This is a genomic window from Xanthomonas vasicola (assembly GCF_000772705.2).
Taxonomy (GTDB): domain Bacteria; phylum Pseudomonadota; class Gammaproteobacteria; order Xanthomonadales; family Xanthomonadaceae; genus Xanthomonas; species Xanthomonas vasicola.
Window position 1 is genome coordinate 143,069 of sequence record NZ_JSBW02000086.1, and the last position, 18,534, is coordinate 161,602.

General features: G+C 63.5%; 12 protein-coding genes and 1 pseudogene. All 13 read right to left on the reverse strand.

The genetic code is table 11. The annotated features are described in order from the left end of the window. Positions 1-10: 10 nt before the first annotated feature. Positions 11-772 (reverse strand): transporter, encoded by a 762-nt coding sequence (locus NX05_RS19610; RefSeq protein ID WP_039435072.1) that lies wholly within the window; start codon positions 770-772, stop codon positions 11-13. 351 nt (positions 773-1,123) lie between these two features. Then, positions 1,124-3,913 carry a methyl-accepting chemotaxis protein gene (locus NX05_RS19615; RefSeq protein ID WP_039435069.1) on the reverse strand — a complete coding sequence of 930 codons (2,790 nt, stop codon included), beginning with the start codon at positions 3,911-3,913 and terminating at the stop codon, positions 1,124-1,126. Positions 3,914-4,098: 185 nt separating this feature from the next. Then, positions 4,099-4,633: pseudogene (locus NX05_RS19620) on the reverse strand (methyl-accepting chemotaxis protein); the annotation flags it as partial. Positions 4,634-5,228: 595 nt separating this feature from the next. Then, on the reverse strand, positions 5,229-5,768 hold the full coding sequence (locus tag NX05_RS19630; protein WP_017118092.1) for a hypothetical protein: 540 nt from the start codon (positions 5,766-5,768) through the stop codon (positions 5,229-5,231). 321 nt (positions 5,769-6,089) lie between these two features. Then, on the reverse strand, positions 6,090-8,351 hold the full coding sequence (locus NX05_RS19635) for a methyl-accepting chemotaxis protein (RefSeq protein WP_053012900.1): 2,262 nt from the start codon (positions 8,349-8,351) through the stop codon (positions 6,090-6,092). A 304-nt stretch (positions 8,352-8,655) separates the two neighbouring features. Continuing rightward, entirely contained in the window at positions 8,656-10,935 is a 2,280-nt protein-coding gene (locus NX05_RS19640) for a methyl-accepting chemotaxis protein (protein WP_053012902.1), read from the reverse strand. Positions 10,936-11,421: 486 nt separating this feature from the next. Further along, a complete protein-coding gene (locus NX05_RS19645; RefSeq protein ID WP_039435058.1) occupies positions 11,422-13,431 on the reverse strand; it encodes a chemotaxis protein CheA in 2,010 nt (669 codons plus the stop codon). 33 nt (positions 13,432-13,464) lie between these two features. Then, positions 13,465-13,830: a response regulator gene (locus tag NX05_RS19650; RefSeq protein WP_002806565.1), complete on the reverse strand. Its 366-nt coding sequence runs from the start codon at positions 13,828-13,830 to the stop codon at positions 13,465-13,467. Beyond that, the gene (locus NX05_RS19655; protein ID WP_010365014.1) at positions 13,827-14,135 is read right to left on the reverse strand and encodes an STAS domain-containing protein; all 309 of its coding nucleotides are present in this window, start codon (positions 14,133-14,135) and stop codon (positions 13,827-13,829) included. Before NX05_RS19655 ends, NX05_RS19650 begins: the two co-directional genes overlap by 4 nt. 100 nt (positions 14,136-14,235) lie before the next feature. Then, the gene (locus tag NX05_RS19660; RefSeq protein WP_039435054.1) at positions 14,236-15,333 is read right to left on the reverse strand and encodes a chemotaxis protein CheW; all 1,098 of its coding nucleotides are present in this window, start codon (positions 15,331-15,333) and stop codon (positions 14,236-14,238) included. Further along, on the reverse strand, positions 15,330-16,112 hold the full coding sequence (locus NX05_RS19665) for a ParA family protein (protein ID WP_010375633.1): 783 nt from the start codon (positions 16,110-16,112) through the stop codon (positions 15,330-15,332). The genes NX05_RS19660 and NX05_RS19665 overlap by 4 nt, the downstream gene beginning before the upstream one ends. Before the next feature lies 1 nt (position 16,113). Continuing rightward, positions 16,114-17,088, reverse strand: coding sequence for a flagellar motor protein MotD (motD, locus tag NX05_RS19670; protein ID WP_039435050.1), 975 nt, complete (start codon positions 17,086-17,088; stop codon positions 16,114-16,116). Between the two features lie 6 nt (positions 17,089-17,094). Further along, positions 17,095-17,835, reverse strand: coding sequence for a flagellar motor protein (locus NX05_RS19675; protein WP_017118097.1), 741 nt, complete (start codon positions 17,833-17,835; stop codon positions 17,095-17,097). Positions 17,836-18,534: the final 699 nt, after the last annotated feature.

Sequence of the window (18,534 nt, forward strand, 5' to 3'; positions counted from 1 at the left end):
GCAACCCGTGTCAGAAGCGGAAAGACAGACCCACGCCCAGCGCGTGATCCGGTGAGCGGTCGTTGAGCCCGCGGCTGTAGACCGCGTCCAGTTGTACGTCGTTGCTCAGCAGCCAGGCCGAGCCGACATCAAGCAGTGCCATTGTGCCGCCGTCGTCGCTCTTGGCGATCTGCGGCAGCGCCACTTCCACGAACGATCGCACGCGATCATTCCAGGCCTTGCCGAGCACTGCACCGAAAATACCGGCGGCGTAGCGGTTTCCTTGGCCGTCGTCGTCCCAGATCACGCCGGGCATCATGCCGGCAGAGACGCTGTCGCTGAGCTCCCATTCGGCCACCAGCCGGAACGATGGACGCGCACCATGGCCGCGCAATGCCTGCGCGCCGCTGGGCAGATCCACGTGCAGCAACCAGGCCAGCGAGGCCTTGCCGTCGTCGGAGCTTGCCAGGTGATGTTTGATGCCAAGCGAGACATCGGACATGCCGCTCACCTGCGCATCGCCGGGCAGGTCGATGCGCTGCCAACCATCGGTTTCCAACCGCAATTCCCAGGTCTGGCCCAGGCCATAGCGCAGCAGCGTGGGCGTGGAATACGCATCCACTGCATCATCGCGTTCCCACGCAACGCTGGTTTCCACCTGCACGCGGCGATCGCCCACGGTGAGGCTGGATTCGACGAAATCGGGGCGATCGGTCGCGATCGGGTCTTCGGCGCGGGCATGACCCACCACACCCAACAGCGCGAAACAGCTGGCGATAACAGATGACTTCATGGCATCCCTCGCGTGGCAACCTGCGGAACCTAATATCCGGATGCATGGTCTGCCTGCAGTCGCTGCAACAGCTCACATGCATTGCTGGACCGGCTGATGCGGTGGGGCGCCGGCAGTCGATGTCATCCACACTAACGGCCACGCTGCATGAATCTTGATGCGCGACGGACGGGCGGATGGGGCAGTGCAGTGCGCAGCGAGGCAATCATGCACCGTGCGGGGCTGCAGCGATGGAGTGCGAATAACGCTGCGCATCATGCGGTTGAGGTTGTGTCCGCTTGTTGCGCGATGTCCGGCGCGCATGCAGCGCAGCCACGCCGGACATGATGCAGCGCACTCAGTACAGGGCGGTTAGAAATCCTGCCACTGGCTGTCGTTACCGGCCGTGCCAGACGACTTGCTTGCGGGGTGGCGCAGCGGTGTCGCCACGTGCTTGCCGCCGGCGGGCGCGGGCTTGGAGGTGGCTACTGCACGCACTGCTGGTTTGGCAGTCGATGCAGCCAACACGGGTTTGATCGCATGGCTGAGCTTGAAGACTGCAACCGCTTCGGTCAGCTGGCCAGCCTGTTCTTCCATCGCACGCGCGGCAGCGGTGGCTTCTTCCACCAGCGCAGCATTCTGCTGGGTGGCTTCATCCATCTGCGTCACGGTGAGGTTGACCTGCTCGATACCGGATGACTGCTCCTGCGAGGCAGCAGAAATCTCGCCCATGATGTCGGTCACGCGTTGCACGCTGGCCACGATCTCGCTCATGGTGGTGCCGGCCTGATGCACCAGCGACGAGCCTTGCGCCACCTTGCCCACAGAATCGTCGATCAGGTGCTTGATCTCTTTTGCGGCACCGGCCGAGCGCTGCGCCAAGGTGCGGACTTCCGATGCGACCACGGCAAACCCGCGGCCTTGTTCGCCGGCACGCGCCGCTTCCACGGCTGCATTCAAGGCCAGGATATTGGTCTGGAACGCGATGCCGTCGATGACAGAGATGATTTCGGCAATCTTCTTGGACGAGGACTCGATGCCGGACATGGTGGTCACCACCTGTGCCACGACCGAACCGCCGTGCGATGCCACGTCGGCCGCGCCGATGGCCAGCTGATTTGCCTGGCGCGCGTGCTCGGCATTTTGTTTGACAGTGGAGGTGAGTTCCTCCATCGACGCTGCGGTTTCTTCCAGATTGGCTGCTTGTTGTTCGGTGCGCTGGGAGAGATCGTTGTTGCCCGCAGCGATCTCGCTGGCGGCTGATCTGATTTGCGTAGCCGATGTCTGGATGCCGGAGACAATCCCGGTGAGCTGCGCCACGGTGGCATTGGCATCGTCGCGCATGCGGGCGAACACACCCTGGAAGTCGCCATCCATGCGCACGGTGAGGTCTCCCTCAGCCAAGGCGCTGAGCAGGCTGGAAATCCGTTCCAGGCTCAGCGAGGTGGTTTCCAGCAAGCCGTTGAGCTGACGGCCGAATTCCAGATAGAACCCATGCTTGTCTTCCAATGCCAGGCGTTGGCCGAAGTCGCCCATCAAGGCGGACTGCACCAATTCGGCCACTTCCTGCTGAGTGCTGACTTCGGCGCTGACATTGCGCCACAACAGCATGCTGCCGCTACGGCGGCCATCGGGGGCATACAGCGGGGTCATCGTCAGATCCAGCGTCACCGGCCCGAAGCGGTAGCGCTCCGTTGAGGTGGACTGCAACTGGCGCAGACGTTGCGACCGCGCGGTGCCTTCACTGTCGTTACCGAACACGTATTCCACCGGCTTGCCGACCACCGCATCGGCACTGAAGCCGGTCTGGCCCTTGGCATGGAAGGCGGGCTCGCCCTGCTTGAACGAGGTGTGCAGCGCTTCGGTGATGAACACGGCGTTGTGCTGTTCGTCGGCCAGCAACACTTCCATTTCCGAATGTTCCAGCGCAGTGCGGATGCGCAGGTTTTCGCTGGCAACCTGCGCGTCGCGCTCGATGCGCTCGCGCAGATCGGTCTGCATGCGTTGCATGGCGCCCATCAGGCGGCCCACTTCGTCCTGGCGCTGCACCGTGATTTGGTTGTCGAGCTTGCCCGAGGCGATCGCATCGGCCACGTGCGCGGCGGCCTCCAGCGGCTGCACCACCTGGCGACGCAGCAGCGCGAACAACGCGACGCTGAGCACCAGCGCCGAGCCCAGGCCGACGGCAAGAATGGTCCACAGCAAGCGATGCGCCTGCTGCATGATCGTGGCATACGGCACCACCACGCCGAGGGCGAAGCGCTCCTGCGCCTTGCCGATTTGCAGTGGCACATACGCGCTGACTGCACCATCTGCATCGGGGGTGAAATTCAGTGCATCCTTGCCGGCCTTGATCGCCTCCAGCATGGTGCGGTGGCGGGCATCGGTGACCTGCTTGCCGATGCGCGCGGTGTCGTGCGAGGCCAGCACCACGCCCGCGGGCGACAGCAGTTCGACATAACCGTCTTGCATCGGGCGCAGGGCGCCCAGGCGCTGCTGCAATGCAGCCAGTGCCACGTCCACGGTCACCGCGCCCAGATACTTGCCGTCCTGCAGGATCGGCGTGGACAAGGTGGTCATCAGCACGGTCTTGCCGCCGATCTTGTAATTGTAGGGTTCGGCCACGGTCTGCCGCAGCAGGGCGCGCGGTTTCAGATTCCAGTCGCCCAGGCCGGGGGTCTCGTAGTCGGTGAGTGGCTCGCGTACCAGGGTCTGGTCGCTGCGTCCCCAGTAGGTCATGAAGCGGCCGGTGGCATCGTGGCCCTTGGCATTGGCGAAAGCGCTGTCTTTGCCGTCGAAGGCTTGTGGCTCCCACAACGTACCCATGCCCACCCACTCGGGGTGATCCTGCAACTGGTCATGCACCATGGCCGCAGCACTGTCGCGGCTGATGCCGCCATTGGCGCGTTGCACCAGCAATGTCGTGGCCACGGATTGACCGGTGGTCAGCGCCTGGCCAAGGTCGCTGCCGATCTGCTCGGCCTGGTAGCGCGCGGCATTTTGCATCGTGGCCTGTGCAGAGCTGCTCAACGCGCGGCTGCTTTGCCAATAGGTAATGGCCGCGGTCAAACCGAAGCACAGCGACGCAATGACCGCGGTACCGAACATCAGGCGGTACGCCAAGCGTCCGCTGAAACGTGAGTATTTGGAGAGCGAAGTCATAGGTGTGGTCAGACGGGGAGGAGACGAGAGAAGGGAGCCCGCCGAAGCGGGGACGTACGATCAGTAAGCGGCCAGCGCAAGCCGCGCCGGTGGGCGTGCATGGCCGAACGGGTTGGACGTAGCGGCAACGACCCGGAAGCTCGACACCGCTTCATCCAGTTGCTGCGCCTGCTGCTGCATGGCATTGGCCGCCGCGGCGCCGATCGCCAATTGGTTGGCTTGGCGCGCGCTTTCAGCGTTCTGCTTGACGGTGGAAGTGAGCTCTTCCATCGATGCCGCAGTTTCTTCCAGATCGGCGGCCTGCTGTTCGGTGCGCTGCGAGAGGTCGTTGTTGCCGGCGGCGATTTCGCTGGCCGAACCGGTGATGGAACTGGCGGCCTGCTGGATGCGCCCGACGATGCCGGCCAGCTGGGTGGCCGTGGCGTTGGCGTCGTCGCGCATGCGCGCGAACACACCCTTGTAGTGGCCGTCCAGGCGCGCAGTGAGGTCGCCTTCGGCCAGCGACGCCAGCAGCTCGGACAGCTTGCCCAGGTTGCGGTCGCTGACGTCCATCATCGCGTTGAGGTCGTTGATCATGCGCGCCGAATCGTGCTTGAAGCGCGCTGCATCGCCACGCTGGCTGAAATCGCCGTTGGCTGCAGCTTGCGCCAGGCGCTTGATCTCGGTGTTGATCGCCAGCAGGCTGGCCTTGGCTGCGTCCATCGCTTCATGCAACCTTGCGCTTGAGCGGCACGTTGGCCAGCGTTTTTGCAATCGTGGTCTTCAGCGTCATGGCAGATATCCAGCAAAGGAATATGACGGGGGATAAGTCGAATAGCGACCCGGCCCCGAAAATGTTGAGCCGCACGCGACGCTTAGGTGCGGACGCTTTGCGGCGGTGTGATACTGGGATGTTGTGGTTGCTGCGCAGTGCGTTAGCGCGTTGATACGGCGGTTTTGCGCGCGCGTCGCAGTTGCAGCGCGCTGGTCAGGGCATGACGTCGCGCCAGGTAGTGCGTGGATGGCAAAACACGGCGTATCGGCTTTGGACGCTGGCAACGGCGGCACAGACAATGCGGGGCGGGCTTGAAGTCGCTTACCCCGTGACGGTGTCGCCAGTCTGTATGCGTGGTGCGCTCAACATCTCTGTGCATGCGTGGCACATGTTGCATGGAGCGGCAGCACCCAGCGCCCAGTATCCTAGGCCCGGCGGCAGCGCAGGCATTTTGTTAGCCGCTTCACATGGCGAAGGCTGTGGTGGTCAGCATGGAGCAAATCGCGCTTGCGTCGATGCTATCCGTTGCTGCGTGGCAACGTCGGCGTTGCCCGCATTCGCTCAGTTGCGCTTGGCACCGCTGACGGTGACGCTGGCAACCGACTGCTGCAGGTCGTGCAGTTCGTTCCACAAGATGTCGCGGGTATCGCCGCTCTGGCCAAGCGACAGGGCTTGTGCGTACTGCAGGTCGCCCTCGTGCAGGGCGCGATTGGCCTGGCGGTGCTGTGCCAGATACTTGCCTAGCTGCTGCTGCACCAAGGCGAACTTGTGCGCCTGTTCGCCTTGCGGAGCGGTGGCCTGGAAGTAGCCGGCATGCCGGGCGATCCGCTGGCGCAGGCTGCCCAGACGCTCGTCATAGGCTTCGATACGCGCCGCGTCGTGGCTGGCGGCAAGCTGTGCACGTTGGTCATCGCGTAGCTGTGCCAGATCCAACGCCAGCGACTGCAATGCCGTGACCGGCACATTGTCCAGAAGCACCGAGACCGGCGCGGCCGGCGCGGCGAAGGAGGGCGGCAATGACACGCCCGCAGCCAGCAACGCAACAGCGAACACGGAGCCCAGCACGGTGCGGGCGGAGCGGTTGGACTTGGCGGTGTGCATGCAGACTTCCTTCGATCTAGCGTGGGCAATGCGGCCCTCAGTGATTCCTGTATCGGCCGCAAAAGCCTGTGCTTGATCACCTTTCGACCAACGGCGCGCTTGCCCCGACGCTGCAGTGACTCCCTCTCCCCGCGGGACAAGGTGGCGCAGCGCCGGATGAGGGTATGCGCGCCGCTTCATGCGCCCAACCGCACGCTGTCGACAACCCCCAGCGAAAACACCTCAGCACAGCGTATTTCACAAACAAAAAGCCCCGACATCGCTGTCGGGGCTTGGGGCGCACTCGCCACTGAACCGGCCGGCCGTGCAACTGCTATGCGCTTAGAACTCCTGCCAGCTCGAATCGCCGTTGCCGGCTGCGGCAACCACCGGGCGGGGCACTGTGGTGACGTTGGCGTTGGGTTTTGCGATCGCCCGTGTCGCCGCGCTTGCCGGCTTGGCGGTGGCCAGGCGCAGCGGAGCCGAGCGGGTAACCGCAGGCGACACGGCGGCGATCTGCTGCACCTTGAAGATCGATACCGCATCGGACAGCTGACCGGCTTGCTCTTCCATCGCACGTGCTGCGGCGGTGGCTTCTTCCACCAGCGCAGCGTTCTGCTGGGTGGCTTCGTCCATCTGTGTCACGGTGAGGTTGACCTGCTCGATCCCGGCAGACTGTTCCTGCGAAGCGGCAGAAATCTCGCCCATGATGTCGGTGACGCGCTGCACGCTGGCGACGACATCGGCCATGGTCTTGCCGGCCTGATCCACCAGTAACGAACCTTGCGCGACCTTGCCCACCGAGTCATCGATCAACTGCTTGATTTCCTTGGCTGCGCCGGCCGAGCGTTGCGCGAGCGTGCGCACTTCGCTGGCCACCACCGCAAATCCGCGGCCTTGGTCGCCGGCACGCGCCGCTTCCACAGCGGCATTCAACGCCAGGATATTGGTCTGGAAGGCAATGCCGTCGATGACACTGATGATATCGGCGATCTTCTTCGACGAGACCTCGATGTCGGCCATGGTCGCCACCACTTTGCCGACCACATCGCCGCCTTGCGACGCGACAGCGGCGGCGCCAATGGCGAGTTGGTTGGCCTGGCGCGCGCCTTCGGCGTTCTGGCGAACGGTGGAGGTAAGTTCCTCCATCGAGGCGGCGGTTTCTTCCAGATTGGCCGCCTGCTGTTCGGTGCGCTGCGACAAATCGTTATTGCCGGCGGCGATCTCGCTGGCCGCGGTATTGATCGACAAGGTGGCGTGCTGGATGCGCGCGACAATGCCGGACAGCTGTTCGGTGGTGGCATTGGCATCGTCGCGCATCTGCGCGAACACGCCGTTGAACTGGCCATGCATGCGCTCGGTGAGATCGCCTGCGGCAATGGCCTGCAACACCTTGGACAGCGCACTCAGATTGCCGTCGGCGGTGGCCATCAGTCGGTTGAGGCTCTCCACCATGGCCAGGAAATCATGCTGGAAACGCGCAGTGTCGCCACGCACGCTGAAGTCGCCATTGGCGGCGGCCTGGGCCAGCAGTTTGATCTCGCTGTTCATCGCCGTCAGGTTGGACTTGACGGTGTCCATGGTATTGCTCAGCACGGCTTCTTCGCCCGGCAGGCGGTCCATGTCCTGGCTCAGATCGCCAATGGCGTAGCGCGACATGATCTGCGCAAGTTTCATCTTGACCGCGATATGCGCGCCGACCAGGTTGTTGGTATCGCGCACCATGCTGCCGTATTCGCCCGGGAACGCATCCTGGTCCATGCGGAAGCTGATCTTGCCGCTGTCGTGCTGGCGCGCCATCTCCTGCTGCGCGGCGGCAACGGCCTTGAGCTGCTCCTGCATGCCCCGCATGCTGGTCAACAACTGGCCGGGTTCATCGCCCGGCTGCGCGCCGATCGGGTTATCCAGATTGCCGTGGGCGATTGCATCGGCCACCTGTGTGGCTTGCTGCAGCGGAAGCACCAGGCTGCGGGAAATCAGCCACGCCAACGCGGCGGCCAGGCCGGCCGCGAGCAGACCGAAGGCGATCAATGCACGGTTTGCCAGCGCAACGCTGCTGAGGATGGTGTCGGCACCGGCGGCATTCTGTTGATTCTGCAATTCCACCGCGGCGGCAATCGCCCTGGAGCGACGCTCAAGCAATGGCTGCGCCTGGCCGCTGAGCAGCCGCTTTGCGCCTTCCAGGTCGCCAGCGCGCACCAGGTCGAGCAGGCGGCCGTTGGTGGCGCGTGCAGCGGTGAGGCTGTCTTCGATGGCCTGCCGTGCGCGCATGCCGTCGCTGTTGGTTGGTAGTTGTTTCAACGCCGCCCACAGCTGCGCGTAATGTGCGCGATTGGCCTTGAGTTGCGCATCGACCGCAGGCAGCTGCTGTGGAGTCGCCAACATAAAGTCGCGCAGGTAGCGCTCGCCGAGCATGTTGCTCTCGCGCATTTGATTGAGCAGCGCCGCCTTGCGGTTATTGACTTCGACGATGATTGCGACCTGTTGTTTGACGGTCTTGAACTGGTACAGCGCCAGAGTGGTGGAGCCGGCAAGTAAAACGATCAGCAACGCGAAAGCGAACGCCAGGCGTCGCCCGACGGTCATGGAATGCAGGAATTTCATGGTGTTTCTCAGAGGGGAGGGTGGAGAGAGATACACCGGTAGCGTTCTCTAGCTGGATTTCTGAAGCCGCATGCTGCAGTGCAGCATGCTTGCATTCATGGTTCTCTGTCGGGCAGCGCAAGCCGTGGCTGGGCGACGCATCGCGCAGGCATGCTGGCTGCGATGCGATGCCTGGTCTGATGGATGCGCGGATGCTTGTGTTCAAGTGCTGATAAGACGCCATGCGCAAACAAGAAGCCCCGACATCGCTGCCGGGGCTTGAACGTATTGCTGCCGTGACGGCGGCTCTACACAGACGCTGCGGTCACAACTCGTGCCAGCTCGAATCGCCATTGGCTGCTGCGGCCACCACCGGGCGCGGCGCTGCAGTCGGCTTGGCCTTGGCGTCGACAACAGCCCGTGTAGGTGGGCGTTTGGCATTAGTCGGTTTAGTAACGCCGGGCTCGGCAGTGGCCAGGCGCGGTGGAGTAGGGCGCTTGGCCGCAGGCGCCACCGCGGCGGTTTGTTGGAACTTAAAGATCGATACAGCATCGGACAGCTGACCGGCTTGCTCTTCCATCGCACGTGCTGCGGCGGTGGCTTCTTCCACCAGCGCAGCGTTCTGCTGGGTGGCTTCGTCCATCTGTGTCACGGTGAGGTTGACCTGCTCGATCCCGGCAGACTGTTCCTGCGAAGCGGCAGAAATCTCGCCCATGATGTCGGTAACGCGCTGCACGCTGGCGACGACATCGGCCATGGTCTTGCCGGCCTGATCCACCAGTAACGAACCTTGCGCGACCTTGCCCACCGAGTCATTGATCAGCTGCTTGATTTCCTTGGCTGCGCCGGCCGAGCGTTGCGCGAGCGTGCGTACTTCGCTGGCCACCACCGCAAATCCGCGGCCTTGGTCGCCGGCACGCGCCGCTTCCACAGCGGCATTCAACGCCAGGATATTGGTCTGGAAGGCAATGCCGTCGATGACACTGATGATATCGGCGATCTTCTTCGACGAGACCTCGATGTCGGCCATGGTCGCCACCACTTTGCCGACCACATCGCCGCCTTGCGACGCGACAGCGGCGGCGCCAATGGCGAGTTGGTTGGCCTGGCGCGCGCCTTCGGCGTTCTGGCGCACGGTGGAGGTAAGTTGCTCCATCGAGGCGGCGGTTTCTTCCAGATTGACCGCTTGCTGTTCGGTGCGCTGCGACAAATCGTTATTGCCGGCGGCGATCTCGCTGGCCGCGGTATTGATCGAGAAGGTGGCGTGCTGGATGCGTCCGACAATGCCGGACAGCTGTTCGGTGGTGGCATTGGCATCGTCGCGCATCGTGGCGAATACGCCGCGGAAGTCTCCGTGCATGCGTGCGGTCAGGTCGCCGGCGGCGATGGATTGCAAGAGTTTGGACAAGGCGTTGAGGTTGCCATCGGCGGTGGCCATCAATTGGTTGAGGCTCTGGACCATTGTGCGGAAGTCGTACTGGAAGCGGTCGGCCTCGCCACGCACGCTGAAGTCGCCCGCGGCGGCGGCGTCGGCGAGATGCTTGATCTCGCGGTTCATCGCGGTCAGGTTCTGCTTGACCTTGTCCATGGTCTCGCTGAGCACGGCCTTTTCGCCAGGCAGCCGATCCATGTCCTCGGAGAGATCGCCGATGGCGTAGCGGCCCATGATCTGCGCAAGGCGCAGCGTGACCGCGATATGCGAGGCGACCAGTGCATTGCTGTCGCGGACCATGCGGCCGTAATCGCCCGGGAAGGCACCTTCTTCCATGCGGTAGCTGGTCTGACCGGCATCATGGCGCTTGGCCATTTCGGTTTGTGCGGTGATGACCGCCTGCAACTGGCTCTGCATCTTGTGCATGCTGACCAGCAGCACGCCAGCCTCGTCCTTGGTCTGGGTATCGATCGGGTTGTCGAGCTTGCCTCCCGCGATGGCATCGGCGACAACGATCGCGGCACCGAACCGCTTCAACAGCCGGCCACGGATCAGGACCGCCAGGGCGATCGCGGCCACGATCACGAACAGACTGCCGAGCATGATGGCCCACTTGCTTTCCGCGCGTACACTGACCAATTGCGCGCTGCGCTTGGTGAGCAGTTCCTGCTCTTCGGCGATGTAATCGGCAAGCATCTTGCGGATCGTGGTCATTGCCGCGCGGTCACGGGCCTCGGCAAACAGGCTCGCGATTTTTTCCTTGTCGTTGGTGCTTTCGCGGACTGCGATGATTTCTTTCTCAACCTCGATGAGTTGTTTGAACGATTTCCCCAACTGTTCCAGACGCGCCTGCTGGCTGGGGTTGTCGGCGGTGAGCTTCACGGCTTCGTCGAACTTTTTCTCGAAAGTCTCCCGGCTGGGTTCGAACGACTGGATATGCGATTTGTCACCCGAAAGCAGATAGCCACGTGAGCCTGTTTCGATATTGAGTGCGTTGATCTGCATCGCTTCGCCGGTCGCCAGAACCTTGAAGCTATGGTCATTCTTGTCGGTAGCGTTATTGATTGTCGATAGGCTGCTGAGGTTGATCGCGCCGATGACCAGCATCACCAGCACGATGGCAGCGAAGCTCAGTGCGAGCAGGGCGGAAAGGCTTAAATTTCTAAGCTTCATTGTGGAGTTCCTATGACTGTGAGAGTTCGATGCGCATACATGGCGCATCTGCGTCATCTCCCAGGCCTCACTGCGAATGATGGCAAGGTGCTTCTGCGTCGATGCGGTTTGACTGATGCCGTCAAAAAGTAGAGGTCTTCATACGGTGAAGTGGTGCTTGATCGCTGTCTGTGTTGGTGCGTGCTTCAATCTTCATTGAGATTGATGCGCGAAAATCCCATGGCACATATAGCGGCATCGCGGTGATTTTCTTGAATACTGCGACGCGCTACTTTTCTGTCCCGGCATGCTCGATCTTGAACAGCGCCACCGTATGGGTGACCGACGTTGGAGCGTTGCAAAAACGAATTCATTGAATGCCATCTGGGGTTCTGTCCGCTTTGGTCGGCAGCGCGACGTCGTAGCCAAGCTAACCCATAAATGCACATGCCCCGGCAGGTGTCGCCGGGGCATGTGAGTGGATCTTGCAGCAGGAGAGGATCTTGTTCAGGCGGCTTGTTGCACACGTAGGGAGCGCACCAGACCACCGATGTCCACGATCAGCGAAACCCGCCCATCGCCGAGGATGGTGGCACCGGAAACGCCCGGAATCCGCCGGTAATTGTTCTCGATGTTCTTGACCACTACCTGCTGCTGGCCGAGCAATTCGTCCACTTCCAGCGCGATCTTCTGGCCATCGCCTTCGACCACCACCACCAGCGATTCCTTGGAGGACTGTTGCCCGCCGAAGCCGTAGTAATTGGTGAGCGACAGGATCGGCAGATACTCGCCACGGACCCGCAGCACTCGACCATCGCCGGCCATCGAGCGGACGTCTTCCGCCGCCGGCTGCAGTGCTTCGAGCACGTAGGACAGCGGCAGGATCAGCGTTTCGCCGGCGACCGAGACGGTCATGCCGTCGAGGATGGCCAGGGTCAGCGGCAGACGGATCAACACGCGGGTGCCACTGCCGGCATTGCTTTCCAGCTGCACTTCGCCACCCAGGCCCTGGATGTTGCGGCGAACCACGTCCATGCCCACGCCACGACCGGACAGGTCGGTGACGGCATCGGCGGTGGAGAAGCCCGGTGCGAAGATCAAGTCCCACACCTGCGCATCGGTCGGGTTGTCAGGCACGGCGATGCCGCGCTCGGCCGCTTTTTCCAGGATTTTGGCGCGATTGAGGCCACGGCCGTCGTCGCTCACTTCGATCACGATGTGACCGCCCTGATGCGATGCCGCCAGGGTAATGGTGCCGGTCTCGTCCTTGCCGGAGGCGCGGCGCGCATCGGGCATTTCCAGACCATGGTCGATCGAGTTGCGCACCAAGTGAACCAACGGGTCGGCAATCTTTTCGATCAGCCCCTTGTCCAACTCGGTGCTTTCGCCAATCGTGCGCAGGCGTACTTGCTTGCCGAGACGGCTGGAAAGGTCGCGCACCAGGCGCGGGAAGCGGCGGAACACTGCATCGACGGGCAGCATGCGCACGCCGATGACCGCTTCCTGCAGATCGCGGGTATTGCGTTCCAGCAGATCCAGACCGGCAAACAGCTGTTCGGCATGCGCCGGGTCCAGGCCGGTGGACACCTGCTTGAGCATGGCCTGGGTAATCACCAACTCGCCGACCAGGTTGATCAAGGCATCGACCTTGTCGACGCTGACGCGGATCGAGCTTTCGGCTTCGGCAGCGGCGGCCTTGGCCGGCGTTGCTGCAGCGGCAGCAGGTTCGCCCGCGGCGCTGGGTGCAGCGGCGACAGCTGCAACCGGTGCAGCAGCCGCAGCGTCCACGGCCAGGCTCGGCGGCGGGCCGGGCACCGCCATCGGGCGGATGTCCAGTTCGCAATCGTCCACCACCCAGGCAAAGGTGTCTTCGATCTTGCTGCGCGGAATCTTGCCGATCAGGCCCAGATCCCACGCCAGATAGGCTTCCAGCGGATCGATGTTTTCAAAGCCCGGCATGCGCTCCAGACGCGCGGCGATCTGCAGCGGGCCCAGGTGCTCGAGCTCGCGGATGATGCGTAGCGGGTCGTTGCCGCTCATGAACAGCGACGGCGCCGGGGTAAAACCGATATGCCAGGCTTCGGGTTCTTCTTCCTTCGGCTTGGCGACCACCGCAGCCACCGGTTCTTCGCCGGCGAGCACGGCATTCAAACGGGTATGCACGGCCTTGACCGCAGCCGGGTCGGCCGGGGTGCCGTGTTCGGCTTCGCGCAGCAGGGCGCGCAGCACATCGACCGAGCCAAGCATGGCATCGACCGCATTGGGTTCGAGCTGGCGCTTATTTGAGCGCAACTCGTCCAGCAGCGTCTCCAGCACGTGGGTCAGGCCGGCAACGGCGTCGAACCCGAAGGTGGCAGCGCCGCCCTTGATCGAGTGCGCGGCGCGGAACACCGAGTTGATGATTTCCGGGTCGCGGTTGCCCTCTTCAAGGGACAACAGCCCGGCCTCCATCGCGTCGAGCCCTTCGCGGCTTTCCTCGAAAAAGGTGGCGTGGAAACGTTGCAGGTCCATGCTCATGGGCGTGAAATCCGAAGGTGAAGCGAAAAGGGTTTAACCGAGAACTTTCTGGACGGTGGCGATCAGCTGTTCTGGATTGAACGGCTTGACCAGCCAACCCGTGGCACCTGCCGCTTTGCCTTCGGACTTTTTGTCGGCCGCGGACTCGGTGGTGAGCATGAGCATCGGGGTGAACTTGTAGTCCGGCAGCTGGCGCAGCTCGCGGATCAGCGAGATGCCGTCCATGTTGGGCATGTTCACGTCGGTCACCACCGCATTGAAGCGCTGGCCCTTCGCGCGGCCCAGCGCAACGGCGCCGTCTTCGGCTTCTTCGACGGCAAAGCCGGCAGAGGTGAGGGCGAAAGAGACCATCTGGCGCATCGACGCCGAATCGTCCACCACCAAGATACGTGCGCTCATGCGGCGTTCTCCACAGATTTCAGGTTGTCATTGGATGCTGGAAGTCCGAGCGCGTCGGTGACGCCGAGCAGACGGGCCGCATCTCTAAAAGTGTCGTTGCAGCCATCGAATTCGGTGTTCAGGCCTGCCTGACGGCGGGTCTGCACAAAGGCGCAGAGCAACTGCACGCTGGCGGTGTGGATGCGTCGGACTTCACCGGCGTCAAGCACCAGGTCGCCGTCCTGGGTGAGGAATCCGGCAAGCTTTTGCTTGAGGTCGGCGCTGGTCTCGATACCGAGATCCTCGCCCAATGTCACTGTGCTCATTGTTGCTCCGAACGGCTGGTTCTATGCGTACTAACGGCGGGGTGCGGGAAAGCTTTAACGCTGAATCGTTATGCGTGCAGGTGCGAGCAAGCTACGCGTATCAATGCAGCAGATGGGTGGCATCGAGCAGGATCATCGGCTGATGACCCAGACGTGCGACACCGCGGAACAGGTTGTTGTAGATGCGGCACAGACGTGCATTGTCTGGCGGTTCGATCTGCTGGTCGGTCAGGCTGGTGACGTCTTCCACGGCCGACACACGCAGGCCCATGGTTTCGCCGTTTTCTTCCAGCACCACCACGCGGGTGTGCAGATCCATGTCCACCGGCAAAGAGCCCAGGTGGATGCCCAGATCGATCACCGGCACCACCTGGCCACGCAGGTTCATGATGCCGAGCATCGCGCTGGCAGTGCCGCGCAACGGCAGTAGCGGGACTGGCAAGACCACTTCCTGCACCTTGAGCAATTCCAGGGCATAGGTTTGTTCGCCGCAGCGCAGACGCAACCAACGCGTGCTGCGTTCGCTGGCGCGGCGTTCGGCATGAATCTTGTCGGCCTGGTCGGGCGCCAGCAATGCTTGCAGCCCGGTGGGCGCGGGTGCCGCGCGTATCGGTGCAGGGGCTGCACGTGGTGCCGGTTTCGGTGTCGGGGCAGGTGCGGCGACCGGTGCGGCCTCCAGCCCGAAGGCCGGGTCGGCATCCATTTCTGCCAGCAGATCGGCGGTGAGCAGGTCCACGGCGGTGGGCGCGGCGCCGAAGGCGGGGTCCGCATCCATTTCAGCGAGGAAATCGGCAGCGATGTCGGCAGCGTTGGGCGCGGCTGCGACAGGCGGACCGAAGGCCGGGTCGGCATCCATTTCGGCGAGGAAGTCGGCAGCGATATCCGCAGCGCTGGGCGCGGCAACGACAGGCGGGCCGAATGCCGGATCGGCATCCATTTCCGCCAGGAAATCGGCAGCAATCGCATCGGCGCTCAGCACGGCGGCAATTGCGTTCGAGGTGGCGGCTTCGGAGACAGCGGCAGCTTCGGGAAGCGCGGCAGCCTGCACCGGCGGCTCGGCCAGCGCGACATCTGCGTGCGCAAGCGTCGGCGCTTCGATAGCGGACGCAGCAGGCGGGGCGAGGATCTCGACGCCTGCATCGTGCAGCAGGCCTTCCAGATAATCGTCCAGCTCACCGTTGGCGGTGGGATTACTCATGCGGCTTGCTCCATACGCATTGCGTCATCGGCCAGCACCCATTCCAGCGCGCGGCGATAAGCGGACAGGCCGCGGCCCTGATAGTCGCCGCCGGTGGCGGGGACGGTCAGCGCAGCGGCGTTGCAGATTCGGGTATCCATCGGAACGGCGTCTTCCCATACCACCGGGCCGTAGGTGGTCTGCATCTCTTTGAGCGTTTCGTTGCCGGCGCGGGTGCGGCGGTCGAACAGCGTAGGCAGGATCGACACCGGCAGCTCGCGGCGACGTGAACGCTGCACCATGTCGGCCGTGCGCACCATGCTGGCCAGACCGTGCAGCGCGAGCGGCTCGGCCTGGGTCGGCACCACCACGCGGTCGCAGGCGGCCAGCGCATTGATCATCAGCAGGCCCAGGGTCGGCGGGCAGTCGAGCAGGATGTAATCGTGCTGGCCGGCATGCCGGGTCATGGCGTTCTGTAGCGCCAGGCCCAGTCCAGGTTGATTGGCGCTGCGGCGTTCCAGCGTGGCCAGTGCGGCTTGCGCGCACACATACGACAGGCCGGGAATGCTGCTTTCGTGCGCCAGGCTGGCCAGATCGCTCGGCGGGGTGCCGAACAGGTCCAGCACCCCGCGCGGCGGCGGGTCGACCGCCACGCCAAACGCACGGGTGAGCGAGGAGTGCGGATCGAGGTCGATCAACAACACGCGGTGGCCGAGCGCGGCCAGGCCGCGACCCAATGCCAGCGTCGTGGTGGTCTTGCCGACGCCGCCCTTTTGGTTGGCGATTGCCCAGATACGCATGTCACTGCACTCCTTGAATTACGGCGGGGACGGAACTTGTGCCGCTTTCGGTGGTGGCGGCCGCTTGGCCGCCGTCAGACTTGGGAAGCTTGGGCGCCCCGGCGGCGGTCGCATGCAACTGCGATGGCGGATCGGGTGCGAGTGAGCCAGCCGAGTCAGCGAGGATGATTAACACCACACGCCGGTTCGCATTCCGTCCCGCCTCAGTGCTGTTATCGGCACGTGCGCGGAATTCTCCATAGCCCACCATCGCCAATCGTTGCGGGGCGACGCCGTCGTCGGCGAACAGGTGCACCACGCTGGCCGCGCGCGCGGCCGACAGTTCCCAATTGGAGGGGAATTGCGCGGTGGCGATCGGTTGGTTGTCGGTATAGCCCTCCACGCGCACGCCATTGGGTGCGTCACGCAGCACCGAGGCCAGCGTGGACAAGGTGGCGCGGGCATTGCCGGCCAACGCGGCCGAGCCGGTGCCGAACAGGATGTCGCTGTTGATTTCCACCTCGATCCACAAATCGTTGCGGCGGATGGTGATGAGTTTCTTGTCGATCAGCGGCGCCAGCGTCTTGCTCAGCTGTTGCTCCACCGCATCCATCTGCCGCTGCGCGCGCGACAGTTGCGCCTGGTTGCGCAGCGACACCGGCATGCGCATCTGCGCGGCCATCGACGGTAGCAGGGTCGGGTCGGTCGGGCCGTTGGATGCCGCCATCGGCGCCCCGGCCTTGATCACCGAAGGGCGGTCGTGATCGGCGCCCAGGCTCTGGGTCTTGCCCAGCTGCACCGGGCTGGCCTTGTTCGACGAGCCACCGAAGGCGCTGGTCAGCGCCTGCGCCATGACTTTGTATTTGCCTTCGTTGAGCGAAGAGATGGCGTACATCACCACGAAGAACGCCAGCAGCAGCGTCATCAGATCGGCATACGGAATCGCCCACGCTTCGTGGTTGCCATGTTCTTCGTGGTGTTTGCGACGACGGGCCATAACAAGCTAATGCAAGTAGCCTGCCAATTTCGATTCGATGTTGCGCGGGTTCTCGCCCTGGGCGATCGCGATCAGGCCTTCGATCGCCATTTCGCGCTCGTTGGTGCTGCAATGGATCACGCTCTTGAGCTTGGCAGCGACCGGCAGGAACAGCAGGTTGGCCGAGGCGATGCCGTAAATGGTGGCGGTGAACGCCGCGGCGATGCCGTGGCCGAGCATGGCCGGGTCGGCCAGATTCTTCATCACTGCCATCAGGCCCAGCACCGCACCGATGATGCCCAGTGTGGGCGCATAGATGCCCATGCCCTCGAATACCTTGGCCGCGGCAAGATCCTGACGCTCCTGGTTGTCCACCTCGATCTCGAGCATGTTGCGCATGGCTTCCGGCTCCACGCCATCGACCAGCATCTGCAGGCCTTTGCGCAGGAAGGCGTCGTCCTGGCGCGGCAATTGGTCTTCCAGGCCCAGCAGCCCTTGGCGACGGGCGATGTTGCTCCACTCGACGATGCGCGCCAGCAGCTGCGGGCGATCGCTGGCCGGCGGCTGGATCACCCAACGCAGAATCTTGAACGCGCGCCGGAAAACTGCCGGCGAGGTGTGCAGCAGGATCGCCGCCACGGTGCCGACGATGACGATCAGGAAGGCAGCCGGCGACCACAGCGACGAAATGCCGGCACCTTTCAACACGCTGCCGCCCACGATCGCCACGATCGCCAGCACCAGTCCGATTACGCTGAGTCTGTCCATGCATGCGGTATCGGCCCAGGCGCGGCGGACTTGATAGGTGCGCCTGGTTGATGCGCCAGAAAGTTGTCGTTCTGGGGGACGGGTCTTTCAATTGCCGACCTCGTTGAGGGCGGGAGTGCGGCCGAGGACCGGTTCCTCGGTCGTGAAAGGTCTCTATGCGCTCAGTGTGTCTCAGGTCAGCCCCTGCGTTACGGAGGTGGACATAAAGGAGGCGGGCATAGAAGACATGACCGACGCGGCGCTCAAGCCCCTCTCCTGCAGGAGGAGGGGTTGGGGTGAGGGTACGTCCAGGCGCGTACTTTCGGTTGCAGGCTTCGGTAGGGGGCGCCAGCGTGGCCGGGAATGGGCTCTTCTGCGCGGCAGACATCCTGTCTGACGCGCCGTCGCGGCACATCCCTGCCATGGCGATGGCGGCCAAGCAGCGTGTGGCCGGACATGTCCCGGAGCGTGTCAACACACTCATGTCGACCACGTATATCACTGAGCTCGGTTGCAAGTAATGGCGTGTGCAGGCGCTTCGATAGACCGCTTGCGTCTGGAGATGGCGAGAGCGTTTTGCATGCGGGGATCGAGCTGCTGCAGCTAGCGACGTTTGCAGGCTGTACCGTGCCGCCTGCAAACGTGGCGAGCCCGGCCGGTCATCGTGATGCTTACAACGCCGCGCGCCTGTTGCGGGGCAGAATGCGCTGCCGGATAGGC